General features: G+C 60.2%; 18 protein-coding genes. 14 read left to right on the top strand and 4 right to left on the bottom strand.

The features are described 5' to 3' along the window. Window positions 1-102: 102 nt before the first annotated feature. From alg8 to PSH69_RS24785, 11 genes are all read left to right on the top strand, one after another. On the top strand, window positions 103-1,584 hold the full coding sequence (alg8, locus tag PSH69_RS24735; RefSeq protein WP_370695220.1) for a mannuronan synthase: 1,482 nt from the start codon (window positions 103-105) through the stop codon (window positions 1,582-1,584). A 35-nt stretch (window positions 1,585-1,619) separates the two neighbouring features. After that, a complete protein-coding gene (locus PSH69_RS24740; RefSeq protein ID WP_204125440.1) occupies window positions 1,620-2,789 on the top strand; it encodes an alginate biosynthesis protein Alg44 in 1,170 nt (389 codons plus the stop codon). Between the two features lie 9 nt (window positions 2,790-2,798). After that, window positions 2,799-4,223 (top strand): alginate biosynthesis TPR repeat lipoprotein AlgK, encoded by a 1,425-nt coding sequence (gene algK, locus PSH69_RS24745; protein WP_305410097.1) that lies wholly within the window; start codon window positions 2,799-2,801, stop codon window positions 4,221-4,223. After that, the gene (locus PSH69_RS24750) at window positions 4,220-5,707 is read left to right on the top strand and encodes an alginate export family protein (protein ID WP_305410098.1); all 1,488 of its coding nucleotides are present in this window, start codon (window positions 4,220-4,222) and stop codon (window positions 5,705-5,707) included. Before algK ends, PSH69_RS24750 begins: the two co-directional genes overlap by 4 nt. 26 nt (window positions 5,708-5,733) lie before the next feature. Next, window positions 5,734-7,335 (top strand): mannuronan 5-epimerase AlgG, encoded by a 1,602-nt coding sequence (gene algG, locus PSH69_RS24755; protein ID WP_305410099.1) that lies wholly within the window; start codon window positions 5,734-5,736, stop codon window positions 7,333-7,335. Window positions 7,336-7,345: 10 nt separating this feature from the next. Then, window positions 7,346-8,797, top strand: a complete 1,452-nt coding sequence (locus PSH69_RS24760; protein ID WP_305410100.1) for an alginate O-acetyltransferase — start codon at window positions 7,346-7,348, stop codon at window positions 8,795-8,797. Window positions 8,798-8,808: 11 nt separating this feature from the next. Continuing rightward, window positions 8,809-9,942: a mannuronate-specific alginate lyase gene (locus PSH69_RS24765; RefSeq protein ID WP_370695221.1), complete on the top strand. Its 1,134-nt coding sequence runs from the start codon at window positions 8,809-8,811 to the stop codon at window positions 9,940-9,942. A gap of 208 nt (window positions 9,943-10,150) precedes the next feature. Next, window positions 10,151-11,716, top strand: a complete 1,566-nt coding sequence (locus tag PSH69_RS24770) for an MBOAT family protein (RefSeq protein WP_305410102.1) — start codon at window positions 10,151-10,153, stop codon at window positions 11,714-11,716. A gap of 11 nt (window positions 11,717-11,727) precedes the next feature. Then, window positions 11,728-12,903 carry an alginate O-acetyltransferase gene (locus tag PSH69_RS24775; protein WP_096479571.1) on the top strand — a complete coding sequence of 392 codons (1,176 nt, stop codon included), beginning with the start codon at window positions 11,728-11,730 and terminating at the stop codon, window positions 12,901-12,903. 15 nt (window positions 12,904-12,918) lie between these two features. Then, entirely contained in the window at window positions 12,919-13,575 is a 657-nt protein-coding gene (locus PSH69_RS24780; protein WP_305410103.1) for an alginate O-acetyltransferase AlgF, read from the top strand. 258 nt (window positions 13,576-13,833) lie between these two features. Continuing rightward, window positions 13,834-15,285: a mannose-1-phosphate guanylyltransferase/mannose-6-phosphate isomerase gene (locus tag PSH69_RS24785; protein WP_305410104.1), complete on the top strand. Its 1,452-nt coding sequence runs from the start codon at window positions 13,834-13,836 to the stop codon at window positions 15,283-15,285. An 82-nt stretch (window positions 15,286-15,367) separates the two neighbouring features. Here PSH69_RS24785 and PSH69_RS24790 read toward each other — a convergent pair whose 3' ends face one another. After that, the gene (locus tag PSH69_RS24790; RefSeq protein WP_305410105.1) at window positions 15,368-18,079 is read right to left on the bottom strand and encodes an RHS repeat-associated core domain-containing protein; all 2,712 of its coding nucleotides are present in this window, start codon (window positions 18,077-18,079) and stop codon (window positions 15,368-15,370) included. Window positions 18,080-18,257: 178 nt separating this feature from the next. On the opposite strand from PSH69_RS24790, the gene PSH69_RS24795 reads away from it, so the two are divergent. From PSH69_RS24795 to PSH69_RS24805, 3 genes are read left to right on the top strand one after another with little or no spacing between them, the layout of a single operon-like run. Continuing rightward, on the top strand, window positions 18,258-18,722 hold the full coding sequence (locus tag PSH69_RS24795) for a multidrug transporter (RefSeq protein WP_111454317.1): 465 nt from the start codon (window positions 18,258-18,260) through the stop codon (window positions 18,720-18,722). A 32-nt stretch (window positions 18,723-18,754) separates the two neighbouring features. Further along, complete coding sequence (locus PSH69_RS24800) at window positions 18,755-19,579, top strand: SDR family oxidoreductase (RefSeq protein ID WP_305410106.1); 825 nt, start codon at window positions 18,755-18,757, stop codon at window positions 19,577-19,579. A 46-nt stretch (window positions 19,580-19,625) separates the two neighbouring features. Next, window positions 19,626-20,024: a DUF4440 domain-containing protein gene (locus PSH69_RS24805; protein WP_028940322.1), complete on the top strand. Its 399-nt coding sequence runs from the start codon at window positions 19,626-19,628 to the stop codon at window positions 20,022-20,024. A gap of 45 nt (window positions 20,025-20,069) precedes the next feature. Here PSH69_RS24805 and PSH69_RS24810 read toward each other — a convergent pair whose 3' ends face one another. The 3 genes from PSH69_RS24810 to PSH69_RS24820 are packed head-to-tail and all read right to left on the bottom strand — an operon-like array spanning window position 20,070 to window position 23,341. Then, entirely contained in the window at window positions 20,070-20,933 is an 864-nt protein-coding gene (locus tag PSH69_RS24810; RefSeq protein ID WP_305410107.1) for an HlyD family secretion protein, read from the bottom strand. A gap of 25 nt (window positions 20,934-20,958) precedes the next feature. Then, window positions 20,959-21,159 (bottom strand): DUF1656 domain-containing protein, encoded by a 201-nt coding sequence (locus tag PSH69_RS24815; RefSeq protein ID WP_007896379.1) that lies wholly within the window; start codon window positions 21,157-21,159, stop codon window positions 20,959-20,961. After that, complete coding sequence (locus PSH69_RS24820; protein ID WP_305410108.1) at window positions 21,149-23,341, bottom strand: FUSC family protein; 2,193 nt, start codon at window positions 23,339-23,341, stop codon at window positions 21,149-21,151. The genes PSH69_RS24815 and PSH69_RS24820 overlap by 11 nt, the downstream gene beginning before the upstream one ends. Window positions 23,342-23,389: the final 48 nt, after the last annotated feature.

A 23,389-nucleotide genomic window follows, 5' to 3' on the forward strand; every position in this document is an offset into this window, starting at 1 on the left:
CTCGCTCCCACAGGTCCGATGAGATCACCTTGGCTTTTACGCCTGCCTTAACCCCATCGGGCCACCCCACAGGCTCGCCCGAGATCGAGACGGATGCAGATTATGCACAGGCTAAAGCACGGCCTACTTCAGGCCGCCGGTTGGCTGTTTTACCTAAGTTTATTAATGGGCATCGCCCTGGCGTTGCCTCCGTCCACATTCGACTCCGAGTCGAAGGACTTCATCTTCCTGATCGGTATCGTCGGTATCTGGCGCTACTCGATGGGTGCCACGCACTTTTTGCGCGGCATGCTGTTTCTGTACGTGGTCTACCCGCACCTGCGGCGCAAAGTGCGCAAGCTGGGCAAAGAGGCAGACCCGTCCCACGTGTTTCTGATGGTCACCAGCTTCCGTATCGATGCACTGACCACCGCTCAGGTCTACAGCTCGGTGATCCGCGAGGCCATCGACTGCGGCCTGCCGACCACCGTGGTGTGCTCCATCGTCGAAATGTCCGATGAGCTGCTGGTCAAGAGCCTCTGGAAACGCATGAACCCACCCGCGAGCGTCAAGCTCGACTTCGTGCGCATTCCCGGCACCGGCAAGCGCGATGGCCTGGCCTACGGTTTCCGCGCCATCTCCCGCCACCTGCCGGACGACCGTGCCGTGGTTGCCGTGATCGATGGCGACACCGTGCTGGCCGAAGGCGTCGTGCTCAAGACCGTGCCGTGGTTCCAGCTGTTCGGCAATGTCGGCGGCCTGACCACCAACGAGTTCTGCGAAGTGCGCGGCGGCTACATCATGAGCGAATGGCACAAACTGCGATTCGCCCAGCGCCACATCAACATGTGCTCCATGGCCCTGTCCAAGCGTGTATTGACCATGACCGGCCGGATGTCGGTGTTCCGCGCCACCGTGGTCACCAACCCGGACTTCATCGCCGACGTGGAAAGCGACTCGCTGCAACACTGGCGTCTGGGCCGCTTCAAGTTCCTGACCGGTGACGACAAGTCGAGCTGGTTCAGCCTGATGCGCCTGGGTTACGACACGTTCTACGTGCCCGACGCCGCGATCCATACCGTGGAACACCCGCCGGAAAAGAGCTTCATCAAGGCCAGTCGCAAACTGATGTTCCGTTGGTACGGCAACAACCTGCGGCAGAACTCCCGCGCCCTGGGCCTGGGGATGAAACGCCTCGGCCTGTTCACATCAGTGGTGCTGTTCGATCAGCGCGTGTCGATGTGGACGTCCCTGCTGGGCCTGACCGTGGCGCTCATCGCCACCTTCAAGTACGGCACCGCGTTCATCCTGGTTTACTTGCTGTGGATCGGCATCACCCGCCTGATCCTGACCCTGTTGCTGTCCTGTTCCGGTCACCGGATCGGCCCGGCGTACCCGGTCATTCTCTATTACAACCAGATCGTCGGCGCGCTGGTGAAGATCTACGTGTTCTTCCGCCTCGATCAACAATCCTGGACTCGCCAGCCCACTTCTCTGACCCGTGATCTCGCCAGCTTTCAACGTTGGTTCAACACCTGGTCGTCTCGGACCATGACCTTCTCCGCCGGCAGCATCTTTGTCGCCGTGCTGCTGATGATGGTCTGACCGAACTCGCCTGAATTAACTAGGAAATCGCCCATATGAATACCGCCGTCAACAGCAACGTAGTGCACGAATCCGAAGCCCAGCGCCAACACGCCCGTGTGAAAATTCCGGCCAAACTGCGTTTCTTCGGCCCTGACCGGACCCCGGTCGAAGCCCGGGTCATCGACCTTTCCGCAGGCGGCCTGGCGTTCAACGCCGGTCAGCTGCCACTGAAGGTCGGCGATGTGCACAAGGCCCGCCTGCAATTCGTCATCGATAACCTTGGCCTGGCCATGGACGTGGAATTGCAGATCCGCTCCGTCGACCGCCAGACCGGTCGCACCGGTTGCCAGTTCCAGAACCTGGAACCGCGGGACATTTCCACCCTGCGCCACCTGATCACCTCGCACCTGGCCGGCGACATCGTCAGCATCGGTGAAGTGCTGGCGACCCTGCAGCGCGACAACTTCACCAAGGCGCGCAAGGTCAAGGACGGCGGCCACGGCATGACCGCGCTCGGCCGTCTGAAAGCGGTGACCTTCAGCGCCGGTATCTTCGTGGTCGGCCTGGTGGCGTTCGGTTTTATCTTCAAATCGGTGTACGGCATGTACTTCGTCAGCCACGCCCAGGCTGGCCTGGTCAGCGTGCAAGGCATGAACATCACCATGCCGCGCGACGGCACCGTGCAGAGCCTGATCAAGGCTGACGGCGTTGCCGCCAAAGGCGCCCCGCTGGCGACCTTCAGCACCAGCATGCTCGACGTACTCAAAGGCCATCTGGACGAAAACCAACTGCAACCGTCCAAGGTTGAAGAACTGTTCGGCAAGCAAATGACCGGCACCCTGACCTCCCCGTGCGATTGCACCGTGGCGCAGCAACTGGTGGCTAACGGTCAATACGCCAACAAAGGTGACGTGATCTTCCAACTGGTACCACGCAATACCGAAGCCAACGTTGAAGCACGCTTCTCCTATCGCCAGTTCGGCGACGTGCGCCCAGGCACCACGGTCAGCTTCCAGATCGCCGGCGAAGACCAGACCCGTACCGGCAAGATCGTCAGCAGCACCAGCCTGAAAAGCGAAGACCTGTCATCCGATATCCGCGTGCAGATCAAACCTGACGAGCCGCTGGACAGCGCACTCGCCGGTCGCCCGGCGGAAGTGAACAGCACCCGTGGCCCGAACCTGAACTGGCTGATCAACAAAGCCATGGCCGCCGGTCTTTAAAAAGAGGACATGCCCGTGACGACTCCACAAATCCTCAGAACACCGCGCACCCACATAGGATCACTGTGTGCAGTTGCACTGGCCGTAAGCCTGGCCGGTTGCGCCGGCCTGCCCGACCAGCGCCTGGCCAATGAAGCCCTCAAGCGCGGTGATACCACGCTGGCGGCGCAGAACTATCAGCAACTGGCCGACCTGGGCTACAGCGAAGCCCAGGTTGGGCTGGCCGACATTCAGGTCGACAGCCGCGACCCGGCGCAGATCAAAAAGGCCGAGGCGACTTACCGCGCCGCGGCCAGCGTCTCGCCGCGGGCTCAGGCTCGCCTGGGTCGCCTGCTGGTGGCCAAACCTGGCGCCACCGAAGCCGAACACCACGAAGCCGAGGCACTGCTGAAGAAAGCCGCGACCAATGGCGAAGGCAACACCCTGATCCCGTTGGCGATGCTGTATCTGCAATTCCCGCACAGCTTTCCCAACGTCAACGCGCAGCAGCAGATCAGCCAATGGCGTGCCGAAGGCAAACCGGAAGCAGGTCTGGCCCAGGTGCTGCTCTATCGCACCCAAGGCACTTACGACCAACACCTGAATGACGTGGAAAAGATCTGCAAAGCGGCGTTGAACACCACCGACATCTGCTACGTCGAACTGGCCACGGTCTATCAGAAACGTGGCCAGCCCGAACAACAGGCCGAGTTGATCAAACAGATGCAGGCCGCTCACAGCCGTGGCACCGTCTCCGCGCAACGGGTCGACAGCGTGGCCCGCGTGCTGGGCGATGCGAGCCTGGGCAAGACTGACGAAAAAACCGCTCAGTCGCTGCTCGAAGGCATCGCCCCTGGCTACCCGGCGTCCTGGGTCAGCCTGGCGCAATTGCTCTACGACTTCCCTGAACTGGGCGACGTCGACACGATGATGAAGTACCTGGACAACGGCCGCGCCGCCGACCAGCCGCGCGCCGAACTGTTGCTGGGCAAGCTCTACTACGAAGGCAAGATGGTGCCGGCCGACGCCAAGGTCGCCGAAGAGCACTTCAAGAAAGCCGTCGGCCGGGAAGTCGCCGCCGATTACTACCTCGGCCAGATTTACCGTCGCGGTTACCTGGGCAAGGTCTATCCGCAGAAAGCCCTGGATCACCTGCTGACCGCTGCGCGCAACGGCCAGAACAGCGCCGATTTCGCCATCGCCCAACTGTTCTCCCAAGGCAAGGGCACCCGGCCCGACCCGGTCAACGCTTACGTCTTCAGCCAATTGGCCAAGGCTCAAGACACCCCGCAAGCCACTGAGCTTGCGCAAACACTCGAAGCGCAACTGCCGCCTGACCGGCTGGCCGAGGCCCAACGCCTGCTCAAACAAGAGCAAGCCATTCGTAGCACCGTGAGTCCGGACACGCTGGAACTGCACGCTTTGCAAGAAGAAGACGGCGAGGAATCCCTATGAAACTCAATCCATTCGTGCAGGCCGGTATTGGCCTGACATTCGCCCTGCTGTGGTCGTGCCCGACCCTGGCGGCCCTGACCGAAGACAAGAACTTCGGTCTCGAAGTCAAAGTTACCGGCCAGTCCGAGAACGACAGTGATCTGGGCACCGCCGGTGGCGGCGACGTTAACGGCGTCGGCCTCGACCTGCGCCCATGGGTCTATGGCGAAAGCGGCGCGTGGAGCGCCTACGCGATGGGTCAGGCCGTGACCTCCACCGACATCATCGAAACCGACACCCTGCAGCAGTCCGACAACAGCGGCACCCAGACCACCGACAGCGGTGATCGCAAGACCAGGAAAAACTACCTGGCGATGCGCGAGTTCTGGGTCGGTTACCAGGGCCTCACGCCTTACCCTGGCGAGATCCTCAAGTTCGGTCGCCAACGCCTGCGCAACGACGACGGCCAATGGCGCGACACCAACATCGAAGCCCTGAACTGGACCTTCGACACCACCCTGTTGCGCGCCAACGTCGGTATCGCCGAACGCTTCAGCGAATACCGTACCGACCTGAAAGAACTGGCGCCCAAAGACAAGGATCGCCTGCACGCCTACGCCGATGCGGCGTATCAGTGGAGACCCGGTAACTGGGTCGGCATTCGCGGTCATCACACCCACGATAACGGCAAGCTCGACTATCCGGAGCCGGGCGTGGCCGGCGATACCCTGGACAAGAAACAGAACGGCGACATCAGCTGGCTCGGCCTCACCGCCGACAGTGATGCCTACAACTGGCGCAACACCAACACCGTCAATTACTGGGGCAGCATCACCGGCATGAACGGCGACCGTGACACGGTCAACCCGTTGAATGCCGACGGCACTCGCCCGGCAGAAGCCAAGCGTGGTGAAGACCTGAACGGCTGGGCTACCGACCTGGGTGTTCGTCTGCGTCTCGACCCGCAGTGGCAAGTCGGTGCAGCCTATGCCCGCGCCAGCGCCGAGTACCAACAGAACGGCCTGGAAAGCAACCGCTCGAACTACACCGGTACGCGCTCGCGGGTTCACCGTTTCGGCGAAGCCTTCCGTGGCGAAATGAACAACATGCAGACCGCTACCTTGTTCGGCTCGTGGATGCTCAACGACGAATACGACGCCAGTCTGATCTACCACAAGTTCTGGCGCGTCGACGGCAACAAGCCGGTGGGCAGTAACGGCATCAACGCCGTCGAAAACAACACCGACGATGTGACCGGCGCGATCCTCTCCAGCACTTCCCTGCCGCTGGAAGATGGCAACAAGGACCTCGGTCAGGAAATGGACGTGGTCGTCACCAAGTACTTCAAGCAAGGCCTGCTGCCGGCGGCGTTGAGCCAGTCGATCGATGAGCCTTCGGCCCTGGTGCGGTTCCGTGGCGGTGTGTTCAAGCCCGGCGATGCCTATGGCAAAGAAGTCGACTCGTACATGCACCGTGCGTTTATCGACGTGATCTGGCGCTTCTGATGCAAACCGCGAAGGGAGTGCCCGACATGAACAGCGCCAAGAAAGGCTCGATCAGCCTGCTGGCCGGCGCGCTGCTGCTGGCCAGCGCAGCCGCCTTCGCCACCGTCGAACCGGCCAAGTCTGTGCACCAGCCTGAACAGCAGAGTAAATCGACGACCGTAGCCAAGGGGCTGCAACAGGCCAAGACCTACACCGTCAGCAGCGCGCCAACCGCGCCCCTGGACCTGGCCAAGCCGAAACTGCCGGACACTTCTGGCTACACCGCCCAAGCCATTGCCGCGAAAATCGTGCGCACCAAGCCCGGCAAGATCAGCGTGCGCCGGATGATGCAGGAAGACGCCTTGAAGGACTTCATCGGCGGCGACAACAAGATGGCCGAGTGGGTGGTGCGTCAGCACGGCATCCCGCAGGCGATCTTCGTCGACGACGGCTATATGAACCTCAAGGACCTGACCAAGAAGCTGCCCAAGCAGTACCTCAGCGAAACGTCGCCAGGTGTGTTCCTGGCGAAGTTGCCGATCGTGGTGGGCAGACACGGCATTCTGGAAATCGACAAACAGACCCAGGAACTGCGCCTGTCCCAGGAGGCCGGCTCGTTCCTGGTCAACGACGGTCAGCTGTTTGTGCGTGATACCAGGATCACCGGTTGGAGCGAGAAGGCCAACGGCCCGGCGGCCTTCTCGTCGCCCAAGGAATTCCGGCCGTTCCTGTTGTCCTGGGGCGGCACCGAGACCTACATCGCCAACAGCAAGATCGCCAGTTTCGGTTACGCCAACAGTAAGTCCTACGGCGTGAGTATTTCCCAGTACACGCCGAACATGGCCAAGGTGCTCAAGCGCCCTGAACCGACCGGCTGGATCGTCGGCTCCGAGTTCTCGGACATGTGGTACGGCTTCTACTGCTACGAAACCCGCGACTTCGTGGTCAAGGGCAACACCTACAAAGACAACATCGTCTACGGCATCGACCCCCATGACCGTTCCCACGGCCTGATCATCGCCGACAACACGGTGTACGGAACCAAGAAGAAGCACGGGATCATTATTTCCCGTGAGGTCAACGACAGCTTCATCTTCAACAACCGCAGCTACGACAACCACCTCTCGGGGCTGGTGATCGACCGTAACAGCGTGAACAACCTGATCGCCTACAACGAGATCTACAAGAACCACACCGACGGCATCACCCTCTACGAGAGTGCCGACAACCTGTTGTGGGGCAACAAGGTGATCAGCAATAAGCGTCACGGCATCCGGATTCGTAACAGCGTGAACATTCGCCTGTACGAAAACATCTCGATGGCCAATGGCCTGACCGGTGTCTACGGGCACATCAAAGACCTGAGCGACACCGACCGGGACATCAAGCTCGACCCGTTCGATGCCGAAGTGTCGCTGATCGTGGTCGGTGGTGAACTGGCCGCCAACGGCAGCGGACCGCTGTCGATCGACTCGCCGCTGAGCGTGGAGTTGTATCGCGTGTCGATGCTCGCGCCGACCAAAACCAGTGGCATCAGCTTTTCGGGGATTCTCGGCGAGCGCCAGGATGAAATTCTCGACCTGCTGGTGCGCCAGCAGAAAGCCGTGCTGATCGACCCTGTCGAACGCCAGACCGAAATGCGGGACTGAGGATAATTTTATGCACCCACACTTGATCAAATTACTCAGCCTGTCGGCCCTGACTGCGGGCATTCTCGCGGCCAGCACTGGCGTGCGTGCCGAAGACGCCAAGGCACCGAGCTTCAGCGCCGAGCCGTGCTGCAGCCTGTGCCCGGCAGCCCACGACCCGAAGAACTACACCACCCGCTATCAGCAGAACTTCACCACGCTGGTGCAGGCCCAGGGCGACTGGCTGTTCCGTACGCAAGAAGACTTGCGCACCGAGTTCGACACCACACCCGCCGGCTACAAACGCCTGAAACAACTGCACGATGCATTCAAGAGCAAAGGCGTGGAGCTGGTCATCGTTTACCAGCCGACCCGTGGCCTGGTGAACCGCAACAAGCTGAACCCGGAAGAAAAAGCCAAATACGATTTCGACAAGGCCCTGACCAACTACAAAACCATGCTCGGGCGCTTCGCGCAGATGGGCTACGTGGTCCCCGACCTGTCACCACTGACCAACGAATCGCTGCCCGACACCCTGCCCGCCCACGATTTCTATTTCCGCGGTGACCAGCACTGGACCCCGTATGGCGCCCAGCGCACCGCGAAGATCGTCGCCGAGAAGGTCAAGCAGTTGCCGGTCTTCGCCGACATTCCCAAGCGTGAATTCGAGACCCATAAGTCGGGTCGCATGGGCAAGACCGGAACGTTGCACAACATGGCGGGTCAACTCTGTGGCACCAGCTACGCGATCCAGTACATGGATCAGTTCACCACCGAGCCCAAGGGCGAAGCGGCGGATGGCGATCTGTTCGGTGAATCCGGCAACCCGGAAATCACCCTGGTCGGCACCAGCCACAGTGGCAAGAACTACAACTTCGCCGGTTTCCTCGAAGAGGCCATCGGCGCCGACATCCTCAACGTGGCATTCCCCGGCGGTGGCCTGGAAGGTTCGATGCTGCAATACCTGGGCAGCCAAGAGTTCCAGACCAAGCCTCCGAAAATTCTCATCTGGGAATTCTCGCCGCTTTATCGCCTCGACCAGGAAACCATCTACCGCCAGATGATGGCGCTGCTCGACAACGGTTGCGAAGGCAAGGATGCACAGATGAGCAGCAGCGCCTCACTGAAGCCGGGCAAAAACGAACTGATGGTCAACAGCAAGAACCTGGACCTGCGCAACAGCGACCACCAGGTCGACATCCGCTTCGCCGATACGTCGGTGAAAACCCTGCATGCCACCCTCTGGTACATGAATGGGCGCCACGAGGACATCAAGATCGAGAAACCGGAAACCTCCGATACCGACGGGCGTTTCGCCTTCGAGTTGCGCACGGACGAAGACTGGGCTTCGCAGAATCTGCTGGCCGTTGAAGTCCAGGGGCCTGAAACACCAGGTGCCGCGCCGCAGAAAGTCGAAGCGAAAATCTGCAAACGTAACGTGTTCTCCGGCACCGGGCAGCGTACTGCTCAAGCCGGGCAATGAGGCTACCTCTTATGAACTGCATGCAAACCCGAGCTTTGAAAAAGTTACTCGCGCCTTCCCTGCTGGCTCTGGCGATGTTCGCTGGCGCCACCCAGGCCGCCGCGCCACTGCGCCCGCCTCAGGGGTATTTTGCGCCAGTGGATAAATTCAAGACCGGCGACAAGAGCGAAGGCTGCGACGCAATGCCGACGCCCTACACCGGCGCCCTGCAGTTTCGCAGCAAATACGAAGGCTCCGACAAGGCTCGTTCGACTCTGAACGAGGAGTCGGAAAAGGCCTTCCGCGATACCACCGCCGACATCACCAAGATCGAGCGCGGCACCAGCAAGCGAGTGATGCAGTTCATGCGTGACGGTCGCCCGGAACAACTGGAATGCACCCTCGACTGGTTGACCGCCTGGGCCAAGGCCGATGCATTGATGTCCAAGGACTTCAACCACACCGGCAAGTCCATGCGCAAATGGGCATTGGGCAGCATGGCTTCGTCCTATATCCGCCTGAAATTCTCTGACTCGCATCCCCTGGCCACCCACCAGGAACAAGCGCAGGTGATTGAAGCCTGGTTCAGCAAAATGGCCGATCAGGTGGTCAGCGATTGGGACAACCTGCCGCTTGAACAGACCAACAACCACTCGTATTGGGCCGCCTGGTCGGTGATGGCCACGTCGGTCGCCATCAACCGCCGCGACCTGTTCGACTGGGCCGTGAAGGAATTCAAGGTCGGCGCCAATCAGATCGATGCCCAAGGCTTCCTGCCTAACGAACTCAAGCGCCAGCAACGCGCCCTCGCCTACCACAACTACGCCCTGCCGCCGCTGGCGATGATCGCCAGTTTCGCCCAGGCCAACGGTGTGGATCTGCGTCAGGAAAACAACGGTGCCTTGAAACGCCTGGGTGATCGCGTGCTTGCGGGAGTGAAAGACCCGGATGAGTTCGAGAAGAAAAACGGCAAGGACCAGGACATGACCGATCTCAAGATCGACTCGAAATTCGCCTGGCTCGAACCGTTCTGCTCGCTCTACACCTGCCCGCCGGACGTGCTGGAACTCAAGCACAAGATGCAGCCGTTCAAGACGTTCCGACTGGGTGGGGATTTGACCAAGGTCTTCGACCCGGCCAATGAAAAAGGCAACAAGGGTTCTTAGGGTTGATTGTTCCCACGCTCCGCGTGGGAATGCAGCCCGTGACGCTCCGCGTCACATGCCGAAGTGGACGCAGAGCGTCCAGTGAGGCATTCCCACGCTGCGCGTGGGAACGATCGTTGTGTTTTTTTGTGTGATGCCCCCAGATTTTCGTGGGGGGTTTGGGGGGGCCGTTGGCCCTTGACTGTTGGTTAAACATGGAGAGATCGGGATGGTATTTTCATCCAACGTATTCCTGTTTCTGTTCTTGCCGATCTTTCTCGGCTTGTACTACCTGAGCGGAATACGCTATCGCAACCTGCTGCTGCTGATCGCCAGCTACGTGTTCTACGCCTGGTGGCGTGTGGACTTCCTTGCGCTGTTCGCAGCCGTCACGCTGTGGAACTACTGGATCGGCCTGAAAGTTGGCGCCGCCGGTGTCCGGACCAAACCGGCCCAGCGCTGGCTGCTGCTCGGCGTCGCGGTGGACTTGTGCATCCTGGGCTACTTCAAGTACGCCAACTTCGGCGTGGAGAGCATCAACGCGATGATGACCTCGGTCGGTCTGTCGCCGTTCATCCTTACCCACGTGCTGTTGCCGATCGGGATCTCGTTCTACATCTTCGAGTCCATCAGCTACATCATCGACGTCTACCGCGGCGATACCCCGGCCACCCGCAACCTGATCGACTTTGCCGCATTCGTGGCGATCTTCCCGCACCTGATCGCGGGCCCTGTGTTGCGTTTCCGCGACCTGGCCGACCAGTTCAACAACCGTACCCACACCCTCGACAAGTTCTCCGAAGGTGCCACGCGGTTCATGCAGGGCTTCATCAAGAAAGTGTTCATCGCCGACACCCTGGCGGTCGTGGCCGACCATTGCTTCGCCTTGCAGAACCCGACCACGGGCGACGCCTGGCTCGGCGCCCTGGCCTACACCGCGCAGCTGTACTTCGACTTCTCCGGCTACAGCGACATGGCCATCGGCCTGGGCTTGATGATGGGTTTCCGCTTCATGGAAAACTTCAAACAGCCGTACATCAGCCAGTCGATCACCGAGTTCTGGCGGCGCTGGCACATCAGCCTCTCCACCTGGCTGCGTGACTATCTGTACATCACCCTAGGCGGTAACCGTAAAGGCACGCTGATGACCTATCGCAACCTGTTCCTGACCATGCTGCTCGGTGGTCTGTGGCACGGCGCGAACATCACCTACATCGTCTGGGGCGCCTGGCACGGCATGTGGCTGGCGATCGAAAAAGCGCTGGGCCTGAACACTTCACCGCGCAGCATCAACCCGATCCGTTGGGCGCTGACCTTCCTGCTCGTCGTCATGGGCTGGGTGATCTTCCGCTCGGAAAACCTGCACGTCGCCGGTCGCATGTACGGTGCGATGTTCAGCTTCGGCCAATGGTCGCTGTCGGAACTCAATCAGGCCAGCCTCACCGGCCTGCAAGTCGCCACTCTGGTGGTGGCCTACATCACCCTGGCGTTCTTCGGCATCCGTGATTTCTACACCAACCAGCCGCCAGTCAAGACCAAGCCTGCCGTCAACGTCGAGGCCGATGGCCCTGCAGCGGCGACGCCCGGAATGATCAAAGCCGTACCAGGCGACAACCCGGCCAGCATCCACGAACCGGGTTACACCGTCGGTGTTGAAGCGACTGTGCAACCGGCCTACTGGACCGCTGACTGGTCCCGTTACGTGATGCGCGCCCTGGTGCTGCTGCTGTTCATCGCTTCGATTCTCAAACTCTCGGCGCAAAGCTTCTCGCCGTTCCTTTACTTCCAGTTCTGAGGGATCTGACCATGACCCGCTCATTACGCATCTTCTACATCGCGCTGTTCCTGGTGACCTTGCTGGTCCTGGGCGTGTGGTCGGTACGCAGCTTCTTCGGCTTCAGTACCAACGCCGATGCCACCGTGCTCAACGGGCGCTGGACCAAAGCCGTCGAGACGCACTACGACGACGAGTTCCCGATCAAGCGCCTGGGCACCAACCTTTGGGCCGCGCTGGATTTCAAACTGTTCAACGAAGGTCGTCCGGGCGTGGTGCTCGGTCGCGATCAGTGGCTCTACAGCGATGAAGAGTTCCACCCGATCGTCAACGAAGAGTTGAACCTGCAGGGCAACTACGCGCTGGTCGAAGGCGTGCGCCAGGAACTGAAAAAGCGAGGCGTGCAACTGGTGATGGCGATCGTGCCGGCCAAGACGCGGCTGTACCCGGAACACCTGGGTGAAGTGAAGCCGGCGAGTATCCACGCCAATCTGTACAAGGACTTCCACGCTCGCGTGGCGGCCGACAAGATCCTCGCCCCTGACCTGCTCGGCCCGCTGCAACAAGCCAAGCACGACGGTCAGCAAGTGTTCCTGCGTACCGACACCCACTGGACCCCGGAAGGCGCACAAGTCGCTGCCCAGACCCTGGCCAAAACCATCGCCGACAAGGCTCCGCTCAGCGGCGAACCGCAAAACTTCGTCACTGAACCTGCCGAGAAGGTGACGCACAAGGGTGACCTGCGGTTGTTCCTGCCGCTGGACCCACTGTTCGAAAACCTGATGCCGGCGCCAGAACCTTTGCAAAAGCGCAATACCGTGGCTGCCCAGGACCAGCCTGCCGGTGATGACGCACTGTTCGCCAACACTGAAGTGCCGGTGGCCCTGATCGGCACCAGCTACAGCGCCAACCCTAACTGGAACTTCGTCGGTGCGCTGAAAGAAGCGCTGCACAGCGACGTGGTCAATTACGCCGAAGACGGCCACGGCCCGATTCTGCCGATGCTCAGCTACCTGAAAAGCGATGCCTTCAAGAACAGCCCGCCACAAGTGCTGATCTGGGAGTTCCCTGAACGATATCTGCCTGTGAACAACGAAATCGGTGACGCCGACCCACAGTGGGTCGCAGAGCTTAAACAAGCCGGCGCGCGCCAACAAAACGTAGCTGTAAACACCAAATCCGAGACGCCCGACCGGGCGCAAAACTGAAAGAGAGGTACACCCATGACTTTCACTACTACTCCTCGCCGTCTCGCCAAGACCTTTGCTCTCGTTGCCGGCATGAGCGTGCTGTCAATGCAGGCCTTCGCCGGTGGCGACGCTGCCCTCTACGGCCCGACCGCACCGAAAGGCTCCAGCTTCGTGCGGGTCTACAACGCCGGTAACGCTGAAGTCAGCGCCACTGTCGGCACCACCAACCTGAACGAAGTCGCGCCGCTGTCCAGCACTGACTTCAGTTTCATGCCGGGCGGCGACTACAGCGCCAAGATCGGCAGCCAGACCCTGCCGGTGAAACTGGCCGGTGATCACTATTACACCCTGGTCAACAACGCCAGCGGCGCACCACAACTGATCGAAGAGCCGCCGTTCAAAAACAAGCAGAAATCCCTGGTGCGCGTGCAGAACCTCAGCGACAAGGCCCTGACCCTGAAAACCGCCGACGGCAAGACCGATGTGGTGCCGAACGTGGCCGCCAAGGGCCGTGGCGAGCGTGAAATCAACCCGGTGAAAGTCAGCCTGGCGCTGTACGAGGGCGACAAGAAAGTCGGCGACGTGAAGCCGGTTGCCCTGGAGCGCGGTGAAGCGGCGGTGCTGTACGTCACCGGCAACGGCAGCAGCCTGTCGCCAGTCTGGGTCAAGCGCCCGGTGTCGACGCGCTGATTAATTCATCAGGACGGTGATCACCCTGTAGCAGCTGGCGAAGCCTGCGTCCGACTGCGAAGCAGTCGCAATCCAAGCAACTCGGTCTTTCTGAATGACCGCATTGACGGGATTCACGACGACTACGTCGCCGAACGCAGCCTCGCAGGCTCGGCAGCTGCTACAGAATCGGTGAGCCGATCTGATTACGGAACAAAAACAAGAGTGAAACGACAGAACGTTCGTGGCTCTAACCAATCGATTTAAGGGAGTAACAACATGATTCCGGTGATCTTGTCAGGTGGTAGCGGTTCACGTCTTTGGCCGCTTTCCCGTAAGCAATTCCCCAAGCAATTCCTCGCCCTGACCGGCGAACACACGCTGTTCCAGCAAACCCTGGAACGCCTGGTGTTCGAAGGCATGGATACCCCGATCGTGGTCTGCAACAAGGATCACCGCTTCATCGTCAACGAGCAGCTGAGCGCCCGTAAACTGGAAACCCAGCGCATCCTGATGGAACCGTTCGGCCGTAACACCGCGCCGGCCGTGGCCCTGACCGCGATGATGCTGGTCAATGAAGGTCGCGACGAGTTGATGCTGGTGCTGCCGGCCGACCACGTCCTGGAAGACCAGAAAGCCCTGCAACGCGCCCTGGCCCTGGCCACCGTGGCGGCCGAGCGTGGCGAGATGGTGCTGTTCGGCGTGCCGGCGACCAAACCGGAAACCGGTTACGGCTACATCAAATCCACCAACGATGCCCTGCTGCCGGAAGGCGTCAGCCGTGTCTCGCACTTCGTCGAAAAACCCGACGTGAAACGCGCCACCGAGTTCGTCCAGTCCGGCGGTTATTTCTGGAACAGCGGCATGTTCCTGTTCCGCGCCAGTCGCTTCCTCGAAGAGCTGAAAAAGCACGATCCGGACATCTACGACACCTGCGTACTGACCCTGGAACGTAGCGAGCAGGATGCCGACACCGTCGACATCGACCCCGCCACCTTCGCCTGCTGCCCGGACAATTCCATTGACTATTCGGTGATGGAAAAAACCCAGCGCGCCTGCGTCGTACCGCTGACCGCGGGCTGGAGCGATGTCGGTTGCTGGTCGTCGCTGTGGGAAGTCAATGAAAAGGACGCCAACGGCAACGTCACCAAAGGCGACGTGGTCATCCAGGACAGCAAAAACTGCATGATCCACGGCAACGGCAAACTGGTGTCGGTGATCGGCCTGGAAAACATCGTGGTGGTCGAAACCAAGGACGCCATGATGATCGTCCACAAGGACAAGGTCCAAGGCGTCAAACAGATGGTCAACACCCTCAACGAACAGGGCCGCAGCGAAACCCAGAACCACTGCGAAGTCTATCGTCCGTGGGGTTCCTACGACTCGGTGGACATGGGCGGTCGTTTTCAGGTCAAGCATATCTCGGTCAAACCGGGCGCGTGCCTGTCGCTGCAGATGCACCACCACCGCGCCGAACACTGGATCGTGGTCAGCGGCACCGCTGAAGTGACCTGCGACGAAAACGTGTTCCTGCTCTGCGAGAACCAGTCGACCTATATCCCTATCGCGTCGGTTCACCGCCTGCGCAACCCGGGCAAGATTCCACTCGAGATCATCGAAGTGCAATCGGGCAGCTACCTGGGCGAAGACGATATCGAGCGGTTTGAAGATATCTACGGTCGCTCCACCCCGATCGAGCGCGGCGTGTCGGTGAAAACCATCGCGCAGTAATCAATCAGCAAATCAAAAAGCCCTCGTCCAGCCCGCTGCGTTCCCTATCCGCAGCGGGTTGGGCGGGGGCTTTTTTACACCTTCATGCAGCCTTACGGGTTGTGGCTGGTTTTCTATGCCAGCCACTGACCTTTATTGATCCTGGTATTTTGATCTCAAGTGTTCCATGAAACGCACTATCGATACTGTCAAGTAATGCTCGTGAACTCATTCTTCCCACCTGAACCGGACTGATTCCCGAGTTGCCTAACAGCAGCGCCTTCAATTCTTTGAGTGGGCCTTTAACCATTGGCACCGCGCCCAGGTCCGAAGAGTGTTTGGGATCGAGTACATCGGGAGAAGCAAAAAACTCTACCTTATCGAAATCTTTACCCAAGGCTGCCTCCAGCGCCTTGTCATCCTCAAGATCGTATTCGGCAAAGTGTGTCATCGAGCCGAGAAACTTGCGTTCATTCACTTCTCCATTTATCGCCAGAAGAAAGAAGGTGAAGCCCATGTTTCCGGCCTTGGTCCAATCCTTTTCATTGGTATTGCCGCCCTTTCCGCCCAACGTCTTCAAGTTCTTGTGAACCAAAGAAAAGTTAGACGCGATTTCCATAAAGGGAGGTGTTTCGCCGCTGCTCCCGTAGACCGTGTAATGGCGCAAGGTAAAGCTCTGGGGCTTGGTCTTTTCAAGCACCCCAGGTGTTGCCTTTGCTGTTTTGAACTTCAGTTTGCCCTGAGTGATTGTGTTCATCATGTTGTAAGGAGTCACTCTGTCCGTATCGCTGTAATTGTCCTTATACGATTCAAAAATCTCGATCGCTGTACGCACTGCCGAGTTGGATTTTGAGTTTTCACCCTGCTCGTCAAAGAACGTTAACGGGTTGTTTCGAACCATCCGATACAGGTTCAAGCCATCCACAGCGCCTGCCGGATCGGTACTCGCCCATCGCCGCAACCACGGTATGTAGTACCGGAAGCCATAGCAATAAAGCCCCGTGGCATCCTGTTCCTTGCCCGAATAACGAATGGTTTTATAGACCACTTCAATCGCGTCGCACCACGCGGTCTCGCCAAAGGGATAAAAAATTTCCCGGCTGATGATTTGCGCGTCATCGGCCAGTTCCACGGTGCAGGAGCTCAGGTGATCGACCAGGGTGTAGCGGTACTGATCGTTGACACCGGACGGTGGCTCGCTGTCCCAATGCAACACCCGCACGGTGTTGAGGCCAGCCTGCGCGGTGATGACCTGCAACACCACCCCGGTGCCACTGTCGGTACGAAGTTCCAAGCCCTGCAAGTAACGCACTTCAGCTATCACGGTGCGAGCCCTGGTCTGCAACGCGCGGATTTTGCGCACCCGCTGGCCAGCGCCATCGTAAAAATAGCACTCACCGTCATTGCGCCGGGAGGCGCGCTCCACCGGGCTGACCGACTGCAATTGATTGCGCAGATCCCAGGTCAACAACCGTCCCTGGTCCAACTCCAGCAAATTACCTTTGGCGTCGAATGCGGCGGCGATGTCCTCTTCAGTGGGCGGCACGCCGTTGCGCCAGGGCAGGCAGCGATTGCTGTAGCGGGCAGCTTTCAAATCGCGCCCATGTTTTTGCGCGCCGATGTGGGTCACCTTCAGCAGATTGCTGCCCTCATCATAGTGGTAAATCTGCCGATAGTTGCTAACCGCCGCCGGATCGGTGCGACCAACCGACTCGGGTCCTTGATCGGGACCGCCCGCCTCCCAGCCAAAGGCTTCGATCAACTCGTGCAGGCTGTTGTAGATGAAGCGACTGATCGGGTCGATGCGCTGGTTGGCGAAGTAGCGCACGGGCAGGGCCTTGTCCTCGATGCTCAAGACATTGCCCATCCGGTCATAGTCGTAGATTAGATGCTGCAACATTCGGGCACTGGCATCCTGTGCCCGACGTTCCATCAATAGACCATCTTCGGGACGGTAAATGAGGGTTGTTTTCACCCCGTTACCCGCGACCTCCCGTTCGATTTGCCCTTCGGCGTTGTACTGGATACCGCTGACCAGCGTTTGCCAAGTGGCCAGTCCCTGGAGTTGCAGACGCGCCTCACGCAGACGACCCTCAAGGGTCAGACTGAAGGCCTGACGGTTTTTCTTGGCATCGACCTGTTCCAGCACATCGCCCAGCGGTCCAAAACTCCACGTCGAGACAGCCCCCTCCCCCGGCTCAAGCAACCGCTGGCGATCAGCTTCCAACTCCGGCCAGTCTGGCGCAACAGGGTGCAGGGTGAAGTGACGGACTTGCTTCACACATTGGCCGGTGATCGAAAAGGCCTCGAACAGCACCGTCCCGGCGGGGTCATCATGACGGATCAACTGCCCGCATCGATTCTGGTCGCCATGATCGGGACCGCCATAGGCCATGCGTTCAACAGACTTTCGCGGCTCAGTTGTGCCCTGTTCGAACACCGCCACGGGCCGCAGCAAATCGTCATATTCGACCTCGCGACGTGTTTCGCGGCTGTCCCAGTCCGACAACACTTCGTCGGCCAGACCGCGCAGGGTGATCTGCGTTCCGGCATCAACGCTGTCCGTGCGCAACGCGTTCCCGGACAGCGAATACACCGTGATCAGATTGGGAGGGGTCAGGGGATCGCCTTCTTGCAGCGCCCATAACCGCGGATCCCACTGTTTGACTGCACGTCCTGCGCCATTGTGAGCAGTGCGATTGATGCGAGCCTCAGCGGGCAGGTTTTCGATGGCACGCCAGTAATCTACCAAGCGAATCGACAGGCCGCGCGGATCGAAGATCCTCAGTGTGGGCGTCTTGTGGTGCATTTCCATTGCCTCCGTCCATCGAATAACAGCCCTGTCGACCAATGTCTTCTAACGTTTCAAGCGCATGGCTGGCTACTGTCAGAAATTACAGTACCGACCAACGGTACAACCCCTTGCTCACCGAATATCCATTCTCGTGCCCCTTCGGTAGGATGGTGTGCATGAGTTCAAGGAGCGTTCAAACATGTTCATCGGCGTCCTGCTGGTCATCACCTGGCTGATCCTGCTGCTGCGCTACCCGACCAAGGCCGTGCCGGTTTCCGTGGCGGCCGCTGTCGGATTGGGCCTGGTGGCGACGTGGGTGTTCTGGATGGACAATCGCGAAATCAAGCAACTGGCACGCCTTGAGCTGCGCATCACTTACGCACCCGAGCACTGTCCCGCAGACCGGCCGTTGAAGTTGACAATGAAAAACGGCAACGACGTGCCGCTGACCGAGTTGCGCTGGCGCATCGCGGCGTATGCGCCGGGCGATACGGTGAACCTGGCCGACAATCAATACGCTGCGCCACGTTATCGCGGCCCCGGTGAATTGCAGGCCGGCGGCAGTTGGGAAGACTGCTTGCCGCTACCGCCCTTGCGCCCCGGCTACCGCCCGCAAACCCTGGAATTTCGCGCTGAACGGTTGCAGGGTAGTTTCTCCGACTGATCCCCCTTTTTCTTTTGCACAAGGACCGCGCCATGCCTGTTGCGTTGATTACCGGTTGCTCCAGCGGCATTGGCCGCGCCCTCGCCGACACCTTCAAAAATGCCGGTTACGAAGTCTGGGCCAGTGCCCGCAAGGCTGAAGACGTGGCAGCCCTCACCGCCGCCGGTTTCACCGCCGTGCAGCTGGACGTTAACGATGGCCCGGCCCTTGAACAGCTGAGCGAGCGGATCAACCAGCAACGCGGCGGCCTCGATGTGCTGATCAACAATGCCGGTTATGGCGCCATGGGGCCGCTGCTCGATGGCGGCGTGCCGGCCATGCAGCGCCAGTTCGAAACCAACGTGTTTGCGATTGTCGGCGTCACTCGCGCAATGTTCCCGGTACTGCGTCGCGCCCGGGGGCTGGTGGTGAACATCGGCAGCGTTTCCGGGGTTCTGGTCACGCCGTTTGCCGGTGCCTACTGCGCCTCGAAAGCCGCCGTGCATGCCTTGAGCGATGCGCTGCGCATGGAGCTGGCGCCGTTCGGCGTGCGGGTCATGGAAGTTCAGCCTGGGGCCATCGCCTCCAGCTTCGCGAAAAATGCCGGCCACGAAGCCGAGCAATTGATCACCGAACAATCACCGTGGTTTCCACTGCGTGAAGGTATTCGTGCACGGGCCAAGGCCTCTCAAGATAAACCAACGCCGGCCAGTGAATTTGCCGCCGGTTTACTGAAGGCAGTACAGCAGAGCAAAACGCCGCGTCTGGTACGTTTGGGTAACGGCAGCCGGGCGTTGCCGTTAATGGCGGGGTTATTGCCAAAAGGGTTGCTGGAGTCGGGGTTGATGAAGCGGTTCGGGTTGCGCGGGCAGCTCTGAGACCACGAAGGCTTCAAAACACACTTTCAGACTTTCAGGAAACAGCATGACCGACTACACCGAATACTTTGACGAAGTGATCCAGGCCCACGTAGCCATCGAGCAATGGTTGGCCGAGGAGCGAGACGAGGCCGAGCTTGAGCAATTGCTGACGCGTTTTTCACCGCAGTTTTCCATGGTCTCGCCGTTGGGCCGGGTACTGGATTTCGAGGCGTTGAATGAATTGTTTCTGCTCGCGGGCGGGAAGAAGCTCGGGTTCAGAATTGAGCTCAGCGAGTTGCGAGGTGTCGCGCTGTATGACGGTGGCGCAGTGGTCAGTTACCGCGAGCAACAGACCGATGCGACGGGGCTGCATTCGGATCGGCGGTCCTCGGTGGTGTTTGAGAAACAGGCCGATGGTAAGGTGGTTTGGCGGCATTTGCATGAGACGTTTTGCCAAGGCTGACACGGCCACTTTCTGTGGCGAGGGGGCTTGCCCCCTCGCCACGGGTCATTCGCCAGCCGGGGGGTTCACCACCACCGTACACGTAATCCCCGCCGCCAACAGCACGCCCTGCGGCACTTCATCAATGTGAATCCTTACTGGCACCCGCTGCGCCAGACGCACCCAGTTAAAGGTCGGATTCACATCAGCGATCAGCTCGCGGCTTTCCGGATTATCGCGGTCGTAGATGCCGCGAGAAATACTTTCCACGTGGCCCTTGAGCACTTCGCCACTCATCAATTGCATGTCGGCTTTATCGCCCACGCGAACATGCGGCAGTTTGGTTTCTTCGAAGAAGCCATAAACCCAGAACGAGTTCATGTCGACCACCGCCATTTTCGCTTCGCCGATGCGCGCATAGTCACCGCGATGGACGTTGAGGTTGGTGACGTAGCCGTCCACCGCCGCCCGCACTTCGGTGCGTTGGAGGTTCAGTTCGGCGGCTTCCAGTTGCGCTTGTGCGTTCTGGTAATCGGCCAGGGCCGAGTCGGCGATGTTGGTGGCGTCGTCGCGGTTTTCCCTGGAGATCACCAGGTTGTCGAGGTCGGCGCGGCGATGGGCGTTGACCTTGCGCATCTCCCACGTGGCCTTGCGCGAGGCCACCAGGCTCTGCGCCTGTTTCACCGCGAGACGGTAGTGCTCGGGGTCGATGCGCATCAGCAAGTCGCCTTTCTTCACCAACTGGTTATCACGCACCGGCACCTCCACCACCTCACCGGTCACGTCGGCGGCGACATTGATGATGTCGGCGCGCACCCGGCCGTCACGGGTCCAGGGTGTGTTCATGTAATGCACCCACAAGGTCCGGCCGATCCACAGGGCAAGGGCCAGCACCAGCAGGGTCGCGAGCAGGCTGAAAAGCTTTTTCATCAGGGCCTTCTTCAGTGATAGAGAGTCAACGGTAGACAGTCAGCGCCAAGGCGCCGAACAGACAGGTAAACAGGCTCAGGCGCAGCAGCGCCGGGTGCCAGAAGAAACGGTACAGATCGAACCCGGACAAGAACCGGTCCAGCGCCCAGGCCAGCGCCGCCGCAATGAAAAACATCAGGGTCATGGTCGGCATGTACACGCCGTGGAAGGCGATTTCACGAGGCATGTTCAAGTCCTTGGGGCTTGGCAGTGGTGTATGAGGCCAGCGGCGATTGCGGGTCGAGCAACGAGGTGCGGATGAAGTGCAGATAGCTCTTCACCCGGCGCAAGGCAGAGGTGTCGAAGTGCGGCGCGAAGGGTTCGTCGGTGGCCTGCACGCGGCCGATCGCGTGGTCGACGGCGACCAGCGCCCGCTCCAGATTGCTCTGGCCCGGTTGCAGAAACAGCCGCACCAGCGAACGCCCCATCACCCGGATGGACTGGCGCCACGGCTGGGACTCGGCATACGCCGGGTGCACCGGCAGAATCGCTTGTTCTTTACGCAGTTCGATAATCGCGTGGCCGACTTCCAGCACCACCAACATCCAGCGCAACAACTCCCGCTGCACCTGCGGCTGTCCTGCGGCGAGGCCATAGGCCTGATGCAGCAAGTCCCGCGTGCGACTTTCAAAACTCGACGCCAGCCCTTTGAGTTTGCCGCTGATGGCGTACACCACTTGCCCGCGCAAGTCCTGCTCCAGTCGCCGCCACAACCAGCGGCTGTTGGGCGGCAGAATGATTGCTCCGGCCGCCGCGCACACCAGCATGCCCATGACCATGGCGATGTAGTCGTTGATGAAGGCGTAAGGGTTGTAGACCGTAATGTTGTCCGGCACCGAACCGGTGCTGAAGAAGATCAGCAACCCCAGGCCGACACCGGCGTATTGCGGCCGAGAAGTCAGGAACGAGCCGAGCACGATCACCGGCGCGAGCATCACGCAAAGTAATGGAAAACCGTCGATCCAGGGGAAGATGAAAAACATCTCGACGAAGCCGATCAGCGCCCCGAGCAAGGTCCCGCAGGCCATCTGAAACGCCATGCGCTTGGGGTTTGGCGTCGCGGCTGACAGGCCGACGGTGGCGGCAGCGATCAGGGTCATGGTCGCCCCGCTCGGCCACGCGGTGGCCACCCAATAGCTGCCGAGCACCACAAGGATGAACGCTGCGCGAATCCCCGACGCGGCCGAGGCCAGCCAATTGGTTTGCGGGGTGAAGGGCTCGTCCCAACGCTCCCGTTCGTGGCTGTGATCGGCGAGCGACGCGTGGGTCTGTGCATAACTGTGCAGGTCGTCGACGAAGCGATAAAGCAGTTCGTAGGCGGTGTGAAAATCCAACTGCTCGGCGTCGCTCGGATCGTTCTCCTGAAAGCTCGCCCGCAGCTTGCGCACCCGCGCCGGCAAGTTGTCCTTGTAAGTCGCCAAGGCGCTGGCCAGGCGAGCGGCATCAGGGCTGGTCAGCGCACGGCCGCTGAAACCGTCGAGCACTTCGGCCAGGTCCTGCAACCCTGGTTTGATCGCCGCGACAACATGATCGGCGCCGCTGCCGCGCAGGCGCTCGAGCAACTGATGCAGGGCATTGAAGCGTGTGGTGACGCCCATGAACTCGCTGTTCAAACGACTGAGTCGCCCGTTGCGTCGACGCATGTGCGGGTCTTCGAACACCGTGACGCTGCGCAGTCCTTCCAGGCCCACCGCTTCGGCGATGAACCGAACGTTGCTTGCTTCGAACGCTTCGCGCCGACTGCGACCGCGCAAGCCATCAGTGACGAACAACGCAAACACACCGAAGCGCTGATACAACGCATTGCGCATCGCCGCACTGGCGGTTTGCGGCAGGATCGCGGCGCTGACCAGCGTCGAGCAGAGAATCCCCAGGGAGATTTCCAGCACTCGCCAGACCGCAGCCATGAATGCGCCGTCCGGGTGAGCCAGAGCGGGCAGCCCAACCATCGCCGCCGTATAACCGGCGAGCACAAATCCATAGGCGCGAAAGTTGCGACAACGCGCCGCGCCAGCCGTGCACAGGCCGACCCAGATCGCCAGCGAGCCGAGGAACAGTTCGGTGTTCTGCGCGAACAAGGCAATCAGCGCGACCATCACCGCCGACCCGGCCAACGTGCCAAGGAAGCGATAAAAACTCTTGGCGAACACCTGGCCGCTTTGCGGTTGCATGACGATGAACACGGTGATCATCGCGGTGCGCGGTTGCGGCAATTCAAGACGCATGGCCAGCCACAGCGTGAGGAATGCGGCGAACAGCACCTTGAAAATGTAGACCCAAGTCACGCCGTCGCTGCGCGCCCAGTCGAAGAATCCCCGGCGCCATTCAAGGGAATACAGCCAGCGCAAAGGTGCGGGCAAGGGAGTCATGAAATTTTGCTCAATGGTCTAGGGCTTGAGGAACTGTGGGTGTGCCTG

Origin of the sequence: Pseudomonas sp. FP1740, assembly GCF_030687165.1 — a bacterium.
Taxonomy (GTDB): domain Bacteria; phylum Pseudomonadota; class Gammaproteobacteria; order Pseudomonadales; family Pseudomonadaceae; genus Aquipseudomonas.